This is a genomic window from Streptomyces sp. NPDC002476 (assembly GCF_042889785.1).
GTDB lineage: Bacteria > Actinomycetota > Actinomycetes > Streptomycetales > Streptomycetaceae > Streptomyces.
Genome location: NZ_JBIARH010000004.1, coordinates 288,633 through 301,169 on the forward strand (window position 1 = coordinate 288,633; position 12,537 = coordinate 301,169).

At 70.3% G+C, this 12,537-nt stretch carries 11 protein-coding genes and 1 pseudogene; 6 read left to right on the forward strand and 6 right to left on the reverse strand.

From position 1 onward, the window contains the following. Positions 1-135 precede the first annotated feature (135 nt). From ACFYXM_RS07085 to ACFYXM_RS07105, 5 genes are all read left to right on the forward strand, one after another. Positions 136-363 carry a hypothetical protein gene (locus ACFYXM_RS07085; RefSeq protein WP_389287607.1) on the forward strand — a complete coding sequence of 76 codons (228 nt, stop codon included), beginning with the start codon at positions 136-138 and terminating at the stop codon, positions 361-363. Positions 364-531: 168 nt separating this feature from the next. Next, the gene (locus ACFYXM_RS07090) at positions 532-663 is read left to right on the forward strand and encodes a hypothetical protein (RefSeq protein ID WP_389287608.1); all 132 of its coding nucleotides are present in this window, start codon (positions 532-534) and stop codon (positions 661-663) included. A 19-nt stretch (positions 664-682) separates the two neighbouring features. Next, positions 683-1,867: a JmjC domain-containing protein gene (locus ACFYXM_RS07095; protein ID WP_389287610.1), complete on the forward strand. Its 1,185-nt coding sequence runs from the start codon at positions 683-685 to the stop codon at positions 1,865-1,867. Then, a complete protein-coding gene (locus ACFYXM_RS07100; protein WP_389287612.1) occupies positions 1,864-2,757 on the forward strand; it encodes an aldo/keto reductase in 894 nt (297 codons plus the stop codon). Before ACFYXM_RS07095 ends, ACFYXM_RS07100 begins: the two co-directional genes overlap by 4 nt. After that, complete coding sequence (locus ACFYXM_RS07105; RefSeq protein WP_389287614.1) at positions 2,738-3,595, forward strand: hypothetical protein; 858 nt, start codon at positions 2,738-2,740, stop codon at positions 3,593-3,595. The genes ACFYXM_RS07100 and ACFYXM_RS07105 overlap by 20 nt, the downstream gene beginning before the upstream one ends. A gap of 241 nt (positions 3,596-3,836) precedes the next feature. On the opposite strand, the pseudogene ACFYXM_RS07110 reads toward ACFYXM_RS07105, so the two are convergent. From ACFYXM_RS07110 to ACFYXM_RS07125, 4 genes and pseudogenes are all read right to left on the reverse strand, one after another. Next, positions 3,837-4,835 (reverse strand): annotated as a pseudogene (locus ACFYXM_RS07110) (IS5 family transposase). A gap of 87 nt (positions 4,836-4,922) precedes the next feature. Beyond that, the gene (locus ACFYXM_RS07115) at positions 4,923-5,498 is read right to left on the reverse strand and encodes an exonuclease domain-containing protein (protein ID WP_389287616.1); all 576 of its coding nucleotides are present in this window, start codon (positions 5,496-5,498) and stop codon (positions 4,923-4,925) included. A 70-nt stretch (positions 5,499-5,568) separates the two neighbouring features. Continuing rightward, positions 5,569-5,691, reverse strand: coding sequence for a hypothetical protein (locus ACFYXM_RS07120; RefSeq protein ID WP_389287732.1), 123 nt, complete (start codon positions 5,689-5,691; stop codon positions 5,569-5,571). A gap of 132 nt (positions 5,692-5,823) precedes the next feature. Further along, positions 5,824-7,221, reverse strand: a complete 1,398-nt coding sequence (locus ACFYXM_RS07125; protein ID WP_389287618.1) for an FtsW/RodA/SpoVE family cell cycle protein — start codon at positions 7,219-7,221, stop codon at positions 5,824-5,826. A gap of 558 nt (positions 7,222-7,779) precedes the next feature. Here ACFYXM_RS07125 and ACFYXM_RS07130 point away from each other — a divergent pair. Further along, entirely contained in the window at positions 7,780-8,382 is a 603-nt protein-coding gene (locus tag ACFYXM_RS07130; RefSeq protein ID WP_389287620.1) for a hypothetical protein, read from the forward strand. A gap of 330 nt (positions 8,383-8,712) precedes the next feature. On the opposite strand, the gene ACFYXM_RS07135 is transcribed toward ACFYXM_RS07130, so the two are convergent. Together ACFYXM_RS07135 and ACFYXM_RS07140 are read right to left on the reverse strand one after the other, a co-directional pair. Then, positions 8,713-10,053: a hypothetical protein gene (locus tag ACFYXM_RS07135; RefSeq protein WP_389287622.1), complete on the reverse strand. Its 1,341-nt coding sequence runs from the start codon at positions 10,051-10,053 to the stop codon at positions 8,713-8,715. A 390-nt stretch (positions 10,054-10,443) separates the two neighbouring features. Beyond that, on the reverse strand, positions 10,444-12,510 hold the full coding sequence (locus ACFYXM_RS07140; RefSeq protein ID WP_389287624.1) for an NAD-binding protein: 2,067 nt from the start codon (positions 12,508-12,510) through the stop codon (positions 10,444-10,446). Positions 12,511-12,537: the final 27 nt, after the last annotated feature.

The following is a 12,537-nucleotide window of genomic DNA, read 5'->3' on the forward strand; positions in this document are numbered from 1 at the left end:
CGGAGTTGACTGATCTCAGCCGCCCGGAGAGGCGGCCTCCCCCTCGCAGCGGGCCGTAGGGCCGTCCGTACGTCACACCTGCGGCCCGCTGTGTCCCCGGAGTGCAGTGCCCGACCAAGACCGAGGAGAGGCGCAGTGTCCACCAAGAGCCGTATTCATCAGCGTCAGACCGTGCCCGGCTGGGTCAGCGAAGGCACCCTCATCCGCGACCCGCTGAAAGGCCGTACCGGCGTCGTGCAGTTCATCGGCGAGTTCGAGGACCCGAAGACCCGCGTCGTCATGCAGAACGCCGTCTTCGCCCGGCCGGAGGGCGGTGGAGTGGCGTGGGTGGTCGAGGACCCTGCCAGCCTGGAACGCGGCTAACCACACGCGCCCCCTGGGGCTGGCGTCAACAGCTCGCTGTCCTCCTGTACGTCGTCGCCGTCAGCGTCCTGGTGGTCACCCTGGCCGTAGCCGGAGACCCCGGGAGCTGACCCACAGATTTCCCGCCGGGACCCGGCGGGCCCCATCGAGATCAGGAAGGAGTACGGGATGAACGAGAACGCTCCCACCGAGCAGGCCAGCGGCCTGCTGATCGGTGTCCGCCGCATCGCTGCTGCCCGCTCGCGTGCCGAGGAAGCCTCGGACAACACGGGCGGCCGGTCGGACATGAACGACAGCTGATCGACCGAGGAGACCCACGGTGATTGATTCCGCATCGTGGGCCGAGCGTCTGGGCGGGGACACGTTCCTCGCCCAGACGTGCTTCCGGGCCCACAAAGTGATCCGCTCCACTGAAGATGCCCGCCCCTCGCTGCTGGCCTGGGACGACCTGAACGAGATCGTGGCCGCTCACCGGCTCGAACCCCCTCGGATGCGGCTCTCCCGCGCCGGGGAAGCCCTGCCCGCCACCGCGTACTCGATCCTTCGGACGAACCGTCGCGGGCTGTCCTGGTACCAGCCGCAGCCTGCCGACTTCCACGCCCGGCTCGCCGAGGGTGCGTCCCTCGTCATCGACGCGATCGACCAGATCCACCCGCCCATCCGGGAAGCCTCGGCCGGCCTCGAACGGTTCTTCCGCACCCCCGTGCAGGTCAACGCGTACGCCTCGTGGACCGCCGAGGAAGGCTTCGGCACCCACTGGGACGACCACGACGTGGTGGTGCTCCAGCTCGAAGGCTCCAAGCGGTGGAAGATCTACGGCCCCACCCGGCAGGCCCCCGCCTGGCGCGACGTGGAAGCCCCTGAGGCCCCGACGGGCGACCCGATCGCGGACATCGTCCTGACGCCCGGCGACCTGCTCTATCTGCCGCGCGGCTGGTGGCACGCCGTGAGCGCCGACCAGGGCACAGCCTCGCTGCACCTGACCTTCGGACTCGCCACTCAAACCGGCGCCGAGTTCCTGGGCTGGCTGTGCGACGGCCTCCGGGCGAACGTGACCGTCCGGGCCGACGTACCGCGTTTCGGCACCCCGGAGGAGCGGGCGGACTACCTGGCTGCCGTACGGAAGGAGGTACTGGCCGCCCTGGACGACTCTGCGGTTCTGGACCGCTGGGAAACGTCACTGGACGCGACGCACCCCGGGCGCCCGCGCCTGTCGCTGCCCCACCTCACCGCCGTTCCCGCCGAACCGGGCATCACCGTGCAGGCCACGGTGCCCCGTGCCCGGATCGACCAGGACGACCAGGCCGTCACCTTCGCCGGGGCAGGGAACGAGTGGGCCTTCGCCCTCCCCGTCGCCCCGGTCCTCCGCCTCCTCGCCGATGGACCGCCGGCCACCCTCGCGGACCTGGCCGCCGAGTCCGATCTCACCGTCGTCCAGGTGGCGGAAGTCGTCTCCGCACTGGTTGCCGGTCAGGCCGTCGCAGTGGTCGGGGGCTCCTCGTGACCGCTTCCCTGGGACTGGGAACGTACCGGGTGCGCGCCGTCGAACAGGCGGCCCGCACCGCGTGCGCCGACGGGCTCGTGTGGATCGACACCGCCCCCAACTACGGCAGTGCCCACCAAGCGCTCGGCCCCGTCATCGCCGACCACCCGCGCGCCATGGTGGCGACGAAGACAGGATTCTTCGCCCCGGATGAGGGCGCGGCTGCTCTCCGAGCCGGGCTCCTCACCGCCGCTCAGGTCCGGGCCGGACACAGCCTTCTCCCCGGCTTCGTCCGCTGGCAGACGGAAAGGTCTCTGGCCGCTCTCAGCCGGATCGACCTCGTGTTCGTCCACAACCCGGAGCGCGCCGGCCTCCGTCCCGCGGAGCTTCATCCGGCGCTTCGCGAGGTGTTCGCAGTCCTGGAAGAGTTCGCCTGCGCGGGCAGGATCGGCGGGTACGGCGTGGCCACCTGGTCGGGCTTCCAGCACGACGCCTTCTCGGTATCCGAACTCCTGGGCCTGGCCATCGAGGCCGCTGGTTCGAGTGAACATCACCTCCGGGCCGTCCAACAGCCGGTCAGCCTCGTCATGGCAAGGCCGATCGCCCTCGCCCTCGACGGCCGGGGCCCTCTCGTCCTGGCCCGCGCGGCGGGCCTGATCACCTTCGGCTCCTCACCCCTGCACGGCGGCGAACTGCCCGGCCTCGTCACTCCCGAACTCGCCGAGTTCATCCGTCCGGGGGCCTCGCCGGGCACCACCTGTCTCCTCGCTGCGGCCTCCTGCCCGAGCCTGGACGTGGTACTGCTGTCTGCTGGCTCCGCCCACCATTGGGCCGCCGCAAAGGCCACCACTGCCGCCCCGCTCGATCCGGGCCACCTCAGGAAGGTCACCGATGTACTCGCCCAAGGATGAGACCACCAGGGCACGCATGGAGGACGCCCTGGCCCACGCCGCGTCTCGCCTGTCCACCACGACGATGGGGGCGCCGGCCTGGGGATGGCTCGGCCGCACCATCGGCAGTCGCACCGCAGGCGGTCACTGGCTCCGCGTCCACTGCGGAGAGGCAGCCAAGACCCCCGTCACCCGGAACGAGGGGATCGCCCTCGCCGAGGAACGGGTGTCCGACAAGGTGTCCCGCCCTCACCTCCACGACCTGTACCGCTGGGACGGCGGCGAGTACGTCTTCGAGGCGGAGATGATCGACTACATCGCCCAGCCCGTCATCTCTCCGGAAACGCCCGACCTCACTGCGGATCCGGGCCTGCCGGACTCCTGGTGGACGACCCTGCGGGAGAGCCTGGACGCTCTCAGCACCGCCGAACCGCCCCGCGAGACCATCCGCCAGTCCTGGGCCGACCGGGTCTTCCCCGAGTTCCTGGGGATCCCCGCCCCGGCCATCACCGAACGCGTCACCGGGCACGCCGACCTCCAGTGGGCCAACCTGACCCACGACCCCCTCGTCATCCTGGACTGGGAGCGCTGGGGCGCCGTCCCCGTCGGCTACGACCCCGCGATGCTCTACGTGAACAGCCTCCGCGTCCCCGCCGTCGCCGACCGCATCCGTGCCGAGTTCGCCCACGTCCTCGACACCCCCGCCGGCCGGATCAGCGAACAGATCGCCCTCGCCGAAATGCTCCAGGCCGTGGGCCGTGGCTGGTACGTCGAGCTGGCTCCCCTCCTGCGCCGACGTGCAAAGGACCTGACGGGGGTCCGTCCTCCAGCCCCGTCCCCCGCGCATCCGACTGCCTGATCGGCGCCTCCCGTACGAGCCCCAGCGCACCCCTCCGCGCTGGGGCTCGTGTGCATCAACCTCCACCCCGTCTCTGGCATTTGATAACGGTTGCCGCACCTGAGCATCGCGGTCGGCCGGAGCGGCTTTGGCCGGTGTCCTGTTCGGGTTGGGGTCGGGCGTGTTCAGGGGGCCGTACGCTGGCTGGCAACTCGGGCAGGCTTTGGGCCTGACCGCAATTAGGCCCTGTCCTGAGTCGTGATCAAGGTGTGGGGCGGAGGCTGCGTATCCAGATCACCGCCCCGCGCAGGTGGAGGCCGGCGAGGTAGCTCTCGGGTTTCTTGTCGTAGCGGGTCGCGAGGCCGCGCCACGCCTTGATCTTGTTGATGCGGCGTTCAACGCTGTTGCGGTCTTTGTAGAGCTCGGCGTCGTGGGAGAGGGGCCGTCCGCCTCGGCTTCCCTTCTTCTTCCGGTTCGCGGCCTGGTCGGCCTTCTCCGGGATGACCGCCTTGATGTTCCGTTTGCGCAGATGGGCGCGGTTGGCGCGGGAGGAGTATGCCTTGTCACCGGCGACCGCGTCGGGACGGGTGCGCGGGCGGCCGTCCGGGCCACGGATCTTGATCTTGTCCAGGACCGGGACGAACCCGGGGGCTGTCGGCGGCCTGCCCCTCGGTCAGGATGAAGGCGAGCGGGCGGCAGTGGGGGTCGGAGGCGAGATGAACCTTACTGGTCAGGCCGCCGCGCGAGCGCCCGAGCAGGGCGGCCTTCAGCCGGGCCCGGTGCCGCTGCCGGACGCGCCGTCGTTCCTCCCGGTCCGGGGCGGGCTCGCCCTGTTCGCCCGCGAACTGCGGCTTTCGTTCCTTCCCGCGGCCCCCTTTGACGCCTCGGCGGCCTCTTCCAGAGACCTCAGGACCTCCTCGCCGACCCGCATGCCCGCAGCGTCCTGATGGGCGCGGGCGACCGTGGAGTCCACGCTGACCAAGGACAAGTCCGTCTGCCCGCGCCGGGCCGCCCCCGCGATCATCCCGTCCATCAGAGCCTCGAAAACACCGGCGTCGCGCCACTGGAGGAAGCGGTTGTAGACGGTCTGCCAGACCCCGAACTCCGACGGCATCTCCCGCCACTGGCTGCCCGAGCGGAACTTCCAGATCACGCCCTCAAACTGCTCCCGCAGATGCTCCGGATACGGTCCGGACCTGCCTATCGGCAGGAACGGGCCGATCAACTCCCACTCATCGTCCGTGAGTTCAGTACGCGCCATGCCAGATCCCTACCCGCCATGAACGATCAACGGAAGAGGCATCTCACGCCTTGATCACGACTCAGGACAGGCCCTAGCGGCGGGCGGTCAGGTGGTGGCTTCCGGCCAGGCGCCCCGTGCCGCCACCTCCAGGACCAGGGCCGCGATGTTCCAGGCGTCGTCGGCGCCGCTGTGGTGCCGCCCCTCCAGGGGAAGACCCGCGATCCGCAGGGCCTGGGCCATGCCGGGGCGCTTGCGCAGGCCGTAGCTTTCGGTGAAGGGGAGCTTGGCGTTGGTGTGGCGGTGGCCGAACGGGTAACGGGTGCCGGTGGCCCGGCACTGGCGGGTGAACTGGTTGCGGTCGTAGTCGCCCCAGCTGGCCCAGGGGCGTGCCCCGGCCCGGTGCTCGGTCGCCAGCAGTCGGCAGGCGTCGGCGAAGGGGAGACCCGTGTCCACCTCGGCCTGGGTCAGGCCGGTCAGTTCCGTGCAGAACGCGCTGACGGTCGACCGGGCCGGGCGGACCAGGATCCGGTGGCGCGCCACCCTCTCCGCCGACCGCAGGTCGACGACCGTCAGCCCGATCTCGATGATCTCGCTGACCGCCCCGGGCGGCGGTTGTCCGTCCCAGCAGGTCGCCTCGATGTCGATGACGTTCAGGAGTTCCGGTTCCGGTCCTGTTTCCATGGGGGTGAGGGTAGATATCGGGGATGCGGTCCGGCACCCGGATTCCGCGGGCCACACGGCCACCCGTGGCTCACCGAAAAGTGAACGAGCCGCGCTTGCCCAGCAGTTCGTCCAGGCGCCGGCGGGTTGCGGCGATCACCAGGCGGTCCTCGGGGCGCAGTACGTACCCGGGGTGCAGGTCCCGGCGGGGCACTGCACGGGCGCGCCTTGAGGCGGACCTCGCGGCGGACGGTCACTGATCCATAAAAGCCATGGATTCCTCAACAGCAGGAAATGCCCGGGTGTCGACGCCGGTCGGGATGCTGGGTTTCTTTTCGGTTCTGAATCAGCCGTCGGGGTTGCGGTTGGGGGCGGGGCGGCGTGCGGTGTCGCTGATGCGGATCAGGATGCCGACGAGGGCCCAGTTGGCGATGACGGAGGAACCGCCGTACGCCAGGAACGGCATCGTCATGCCGGTCAGCGGAATAAGGGCCATCACACCGCCGGCGACGACGAAGACCTGCAGCGCGAACGCGCCCGACAGGCCGATGGCGAGCAGCTTGCCGAACGGGTCGCGGGCCGCGAGGGCGGTGCGTACGCCGCGCTCCACGATCAGGCCGTAGATCAGCAGGATCGCCATGACGCCCGTCAGGCCCAGTTCCTCGCCGAAGGTGGCGAGGATGAAGTCGGAGTTGGCGGCGAACCGGATGAGGTCGGAGTGGCCCTGGCCGAGGCCGGTGCCGAGGGTGCCGCCGGAGCCGAACGCCCACAGCGCCTGCATCGACTGCTCGGAGTGACCGGCCACGCCCTGGCGGCTGAGCATGTATTCGCGCATGGGGTCGAGCCAGGCCCGGACACGTTGCTGAACGTGCGGCTCGAAGGAGGCGACGCCGACGGCGCCGGCAGCGGACATCAGCAGACCGAAGACGATCCAGCTGGTCCGCTCGGTGGCGACATACAGCATGATGACGAACAGTCCGAAGAACAGCAGCGACGTGCCGAGGTCCGTCTCGAAAACCAGGATCAGGATCGAGAGGAACCAGATGACCAGGATCGGGCCGAGGTCGCGGCCGCGCGGCAGGTACAGGCCCATGAAGCGGCGGCTGGCCAGGGCCAGCGCGTCGCGCTTGACCATCAGATAGCCAGCGAAGAAGACCGTGAGCACAATCTTCGCGAACTCACCGGGCTGAATGGTGAAGTTGCCGATGTGGATCCAGATCTTGGCGCCGTATATGTTGGCGCCCAGGCCCGGGACCAGCGGAAGCAGCAGCAGGAACAGCGCGCCCACCATGGATATGTAGGTGTAGCGCTGCAGGACGCGGTGGTCCTTGAGGAACATCAGCACCACGATGAACAACGCGACGCCCATCGCCGTGTACATCAGCTGCCGTGGCGCGGCTGTTCCCGCCTGCTTGATCGACTGCAGCAGCTCGGACTGGTCCAGCCGCCAGATGACGACCAGGCCGAGCCCATTCAGCAGCGTGGCCAGCGGCAGCAGCAGCGGGTCCGCGTACGGCGCGGCCTTCCGTACGACGAGATGGGCGACGCCCGCCAGCAGGCCGAGGCCCAGGCCGTAGCTCAGTAGTCCGGACGGCACATGGTCGTTGATGGCCAGGCCCACGTTGGCGTAGGCCAACACCGGGATGACGACGGCGAACACCAGCAGCGCGAGCTCGGTATTGCGGCGGCTCGGCACGCCGACCGTGGACGTGTGGTGCGCCGACGTGTTTGTAGCACTGCTCATCGTGTGACAGAGCCCCTCACGGCTTGCCTACTGTGTACCGGACAGAGAGACGACCTTCTGCTCTTTCTCCGAGAGACCTGGGCTGGGGGTGGGCGCGGCGGTGAACCTGGACGGGGACGGCGACATCGAAGCCGGCGAGTCGGCGGTGCTGTGGCCTTGGATGTCGTTTTAGACGTGAAGGAAGCGTCTGCGGTTCCTGTGGAATCGCTGGTGACCAGCAACCTGTCTCTCACTCCCGAAATCGCACGGAGCCGTAGCTTCTGTTCTCGGTGCGCCAGATCGCTGGGGTACGGGTGCAGTGCAGGCCCGGGAAGGTGGCGTGGGCGGAGTCGGCCATCCGGTCGGTGAGCCGTTGGGGGATATCGGCCGTGACCGCGCCGCCGGGGCGCGGTCGACAGCGAGCTTGTGTGCCCGGTGGGCTTCGACGGGCGGATATCACGCAGCACCAGGCAACCTTCCGAGCATGCGCTCCCTCTCCTGCTCCGACAAGGTCACCGGGTGAACGGCCATACCGGTTCGGGCGGTTGTCGCCTCACCCCGCTGAAAACGAGGAAAAGCATGAGAGTGAGAACTGGCGTGACCGGGCTGATGGCCGCTGCCTGCGCGGGCATCCTCCTGGCACCGTCCCCGGCCGGCGCGGCCCCGGCCCCCGAAGCCTCCCGGGCCAAGGCCGGTTCCTACTGCGTCGTCAAGGTCAGTACAGGGAAAACCACCTGCTATGACACCTTCCGCGAGTACATGGCCGCGATGACCGGCGGCCGGATCACCGACGCCCCGGCCCCGGAGAAGGCTGCCACGGACAAGAAGTTCCAGGCTCGGCTGAACGCGCTTGCCACCGCCCCTGGCGCGATGGGCGAAGCGGCCGGCGCCTCGCTCTACGAAAACGGCCACTTCGGTGGCCGTGCTATCGGATTCGCACTTGACGAACCGTGCAAGAACGACGGCCGGTGGGATGCCCAGGTCAGCGACCTCGCCGCCCGGAACTTCGACAACATCACCAGCTCCGTGATGGCGTGGGGCAACTGTTATGTCGAGCTGTACGCGGACACCAATTTCAGAGGGATACACAACACCTACGACAAAGCGGACTGGGTCGGCGAAGCGATGAACGACCAGGCCAGCTCTTACAGGCTGAAGGCCCGAGGGGAGGCCGTCAACTGAAGTTGTTCCGCGAGGTCCGCGAGCCGCGCAGCGCACTGCGGCGCCGGACCCGGCGGATGGCCCGCTTCGTGTACGAGGGCGGAGCGGGCCGCTGCCGGATCGGCTGAGTGGTCTTCGCGCTCGTCGGCGGGGTAGTGCCGCGGCAGGCAGTGTGGAGGGGGTGGGCCGGCCGGGGTGCGAACCCGGTCGGGGGATGCGGGACGGCACCCGGATTCCGCGGGCCCGCCCGGCCGCGGTCCGCCCGCTCAGGCCCTCGCCTGTCGATGGTGGGCGCAACCGGGCCTCCGGCCGCGCCCACCTGCGTTCGGGCGGGATGTCCGCGCGGTGAGGTCAGCGGCGAGGGTGGAAGACGAACTGCCGCCCCTGCCCCTTGCTTTCCGCGAGCTTCAGCGAGAACCCTCCGACGTCCGCCAGCAGCAGGGACGGGATCTCGGTGCCCTGGGGCAGCGCCTTGACCTGTCCGGTGGCGAGCGTGGCGGTGACCGGCCTTCCGGATTCCCCGGACGCCCGGGAGTAACCGTATGCGGTGCCGTCGGCTATGGACGTCAGACGGACGTAATCCGCGTCGCCGCCCTCGTAGAAGCAGTACGCCTTGCCCTGTTCGAGGTCGAAAGCAACGCTGTCCGAAACGGCGTAGCGACCGTCGGGCGACAGGGTGGGCTTGCGGGATTCGCCGTCCGAATCCGATGCGCACAGCGTGGACGCCACCAGTTTCCCGGACTTCAGGTCATGCACGGCCGTCACCGATTGGTTTCCGTACCCATTCTCGGGGAACCAGGCGGACAGGATGTGCCCGCCGAGGACTTCCATTATTCGGCCGACGCTGTACTTGTTGGGATGTGTCTTGCTGCCCGGGGGAACGGCGTCGCCGGCGTGCCAGGCGCCGGGGACACCGAAGCCGCCGAAGGCACCGAGCTGCACGACCGGACCGTCCGGGGAGAGCGCTTCCACCGGGCCCGAGCAGAACTCCCAGGGGCCGTCCTCATCGCAACGCAGTTTCAACTCCTCGTATGTCGTGACGCGGCCCTTCGACAAGTCGATCGCCGTAGTGCGGTCATCGTTTGGTCTGCTGTCCTCCCAGAGGACCAGGATCCCCTTCCCGCCGTCGACGACCCTCGGCCTGTCATGGGAAGGCATCGGTATCGAGAAGGTGCGGGCCGGAGAGATCTCCTTCCCGGAGGAGTCTGCCGGGTAGAGGAGGAGGGAGAACGTGTCATCTTCCGTGAAGGAGGGCGCCCACGCCCAGACGGCGATGTACTCGCGGTCGTCCTGGTTCACGACGAGGAGCTGCGGGAGGTGCGACGAGTCCGTGGCCACGTTCTTGCCCGGGGCCGGAGGCTGCCAGGGCTGACTGCTCCAGCGCAGTGCGCCGGTGGCGGCCTCGCGGGCCTCGACGACGTATTTCTCGCCCTTCTTCTGGAGGAAGGCGACGACGCCCGCCTCGGGCGCGGCTCCCACCGGCAGTTCCGTTTTGTCGTCGTCCGGCCAACTGACGGTCTGCTGCCAGCCCTTGGACGTGTCGAACTCCTTCGGTGCCCTTACCGCCGGCTTGGGGGACTTCTCGGCGCTCGGCGTGGAGCCGTTCCCCGCGCTGTCACCGCTGCCTCCACCGCAGGCTGCCAGCATCCCGGCCGCCACCACGGTGACGATGGCCTTCGTCACAGACTTCATCCGCGCCCCTCGGGTATGGGGGTGCCCGTGATCCGGCCCCCACAAGATCAACAAAACGTCGTTATAACACCCCCTGCGCAGCGGTTTCGCAGGAGGGGATGTGGACCGCGCCGAGCCCGCTTCGACAGGGCGGCCCTGGCCGCGGCGGCGAGCACCGCGACCGGGCAGACGTGCGGCAGCGCCCGGCCGACGCCGGTCGTCATGTGCTCGATCCCCACCTCGACCAGCGGCGGCACCACGGTTGCCGGGCGGAGCACGCGCGGGTCATGGGGTGCGTACGGCCGGGCCGACCCGTTCGCGCGTCACGGGGCCGGCGACCGCCGGACCCGCTCCGGGCGGCCGGCGCCGACGCCCCGCATCGCATCGGCCGGGCCGGTGCGCACACCCCGGCTACGACCGCGGTGCCACGGGGCGTCGCCTGCGCAGGAGGTCGGCCAGGCCGCGCCGGGTCGCGGCGATCACCACGCGGTCCTGCGGGCGCAGCACGTACCCCGGATGCAGGTCCCACACCAGCCCGGACGGATGGTCCGGGCCCCCGTCGACGGGGGCGGCCAGGTCCGGGCGGCGGTCCTCCGGCGGTGTGGCGTCCAGGGCCAGCACCCGCCACGCGCCCGCCTGGAACGCCTGCCGCACCGTGCGGCCCTCCAGCTGCGGATGTCCCGCCACCTCGACCGCCGCGAACAGCATCACCTTGCGCTCCACCGGTATGGCGCCCAGGATCTGACGTCCCATCATGGCGACCGCGAAGGACGGGGCGGCCAGGTGCGAGACGGAGCGGGAACGGGTCACGGCCTGGGGGTGCGCGGTGCGCAGGGTGCGGTAGACCGCGGTGGCGAACTCGTCGTCGAACAGCCGCAGCGCCACCCGCAGGTCCGGCTTGACCGAACGGGCGTAGAGCGCCGCCTCCAGGTTCGTGGTGTCGATGCTGGTCAGCGCCAGCAGGGCGCGGGATCGGTGGATCTTCGCCGCTTCCAGCACGCCCTCCTGCGTGACGTCTCCGACGACCACCGGCACGTGCAGCCGCCGGGCCACCGGAATGCCGCGCGCGTCCGGATCGTTCTCCACGCACACCACGGGGACGCCCATCTCGCGCAGCTGGACGAGGACCCGCGTACCGATCTTGCCGAGTCCGAGCAGCACCACGTGGCCCGACAGGCCCCGGGGCGGGCGGCGCAGCGACGACACCGTGCGCAGTGAGCCGAAGGCTTCCAGGACGGCCGCCACGAGCAGCGGAAGCAGCATCAGCCCGGCGACTCCGGACAGGAGTTGGATGAGCTGGCGGGCCGTTGGTTCGCCGGTCGCCGGGTCGCCCATCGCGAACAGGTCCAGGAGCGTGAGGTACGCGGCGTGCATCGGGTCGTCGCCGGTGGTGAGTGTCGAGGCGACAGCCAGGGCGACGACGGACAGCCCGACGCCCAGCGCCGACCAGCGCAGCCGCCGTGAGAAGATCCGGCTCAGCGGCGCGCTCCTGCCCCCCATCCGGGGCGGCGGCGCGTCCGGGTCGGCCCGGCTCACCGTCTCCAGGACGACGGCACCGCGGCCCGTGGCCGCCGCCACCTGGCTAGCGTCCGGGAGGAGTTGGGGGCCCTCGGCGCCGCTGCTGTCGGAGCCCTCGGTGCCCGCCGGGTCGTGGGTGGTGGAGGACAGCAGGGCCAGGGTGCACAGGCCGGGGTCGGCGATCCGGCCGTCCTCGGGCGGGGTGCGCTCGGCGGCGCGCAGCAGCAGGCCCTCCGCCTGGATGACCTTGCTGGAGCCGGTGAGCGCGGTCGCGGCGAGGGCGGGCGCGGCGGTGTCGGCATCGGACAGGACGGTGGTGGAGGCGTCCAGGGCCGCCGGGTCGAGGTCGGGGGCGGTGACGGCGGCGGCCTGGTCGAGGAGCGCCGCCAGATGCTGGCCCAGCTTGCGGTTGTAGAGCCGGATCACCAGCCGAAGGCGGGGGTTGAGGCGGCGGGCGATCAGCGCGGCGCGGATGTTGCGTTCGTCGTCGTCGTAGACCAGGGCCAGCGCGGCGGCCGAGTCGACGCCCGCTTCCTCCAGCGCCTCGTCGGAGGGCTCGGCGGCCTCCATGATGCGCACGGCCTCGACCCCGGCGTTGGTGTCGGAGCTGTCGACGGTCAGCACACCGGAGTCGTCGATGGTCAGGATGCCGGAGCCGTCGCTGTCCCCGGCCGGATCGCCGCCCGAGGCGCCCGCGCCGCCGAGACCGCCCAGGTTGCGGTTCATCGCCGCCGACATCCGGCCGAACAGCGTGGCGGCCCGCCCGCGCCCGGTCAGCGGCAGCTCCGGGCGGCGCGCGTCGCGCCCCGGCGGGAGCAGCAGCGTGACCCGTTCCCCGTACACGTACCGCAGTTCCACCGAGAGCCGGCGGGCGAGGGTGTCGTCGCCGCAGACGACCATGTGGCCGCCGGACGAGGCACGTTGGGGCTGTGGGGGGAGAGTCGACACGTGTCCCAGCATGCCTTGCCCGCCTCCATCGCTCGACCC

What these genes read in the sequence shown, in the direction of transcription:
- ACFYXM_RS07090 (WP_389287608.1), top strand. Translation starts at nt 532, where the DNA reads ATGAACGAGAACGCTCCCACCGAGCAGGCCAGCGGCCTGCTGATCGGT.
- ACFYXM_RS07125 (WP_389287618.1), bottom strand. Translation starts at nt 7,221, where the DNA reads ATGAGCAGTGCTACAAACACGTCGGCGCACCACACGTCCACGGTCGGC.
- ACFYXM_RS07130 (WP_389287620.1), top strand. Translation starts at nt 7,780, where the DNA reads ATGAGAGTGAGAACTGGCGTGACCGGGCTGATGGCCGCTGCCTGCGCG.
- ACFYXM_RS07140 (WP_389287624.1), bottom strand. Translation starts at nt 12,510, where the DNA reads ATGCTGGGACACGTGTCGACTCTCCCCCCACAGCCCCAACGTGCCTCG.
- ACFYXM_RS07105 (WP_389287614.1), top strand. Translation starts at nt 2,738, where the DNA reads ATGTACTCGCCCAAGGATGAGACCACCAGGGCACGCATGGAGGACGCC.
- ACFYXM_RS07135 (WP_389287622.1), bottom strand. Translation starts at nt 10,053, where the DNA reads ATGAAGTCTGTGACGAAGGCCATCGTCACCGTGGTGGCGGCCGGGATG.
- ACFYXM_RS07115 (WP_389287616.1), bottom strand. Translation starts at nt 5,498, where the DNA reads ATGGAAACAGGACCGGAACCGGAACTCCTGAACGTCATCGACATCGAG.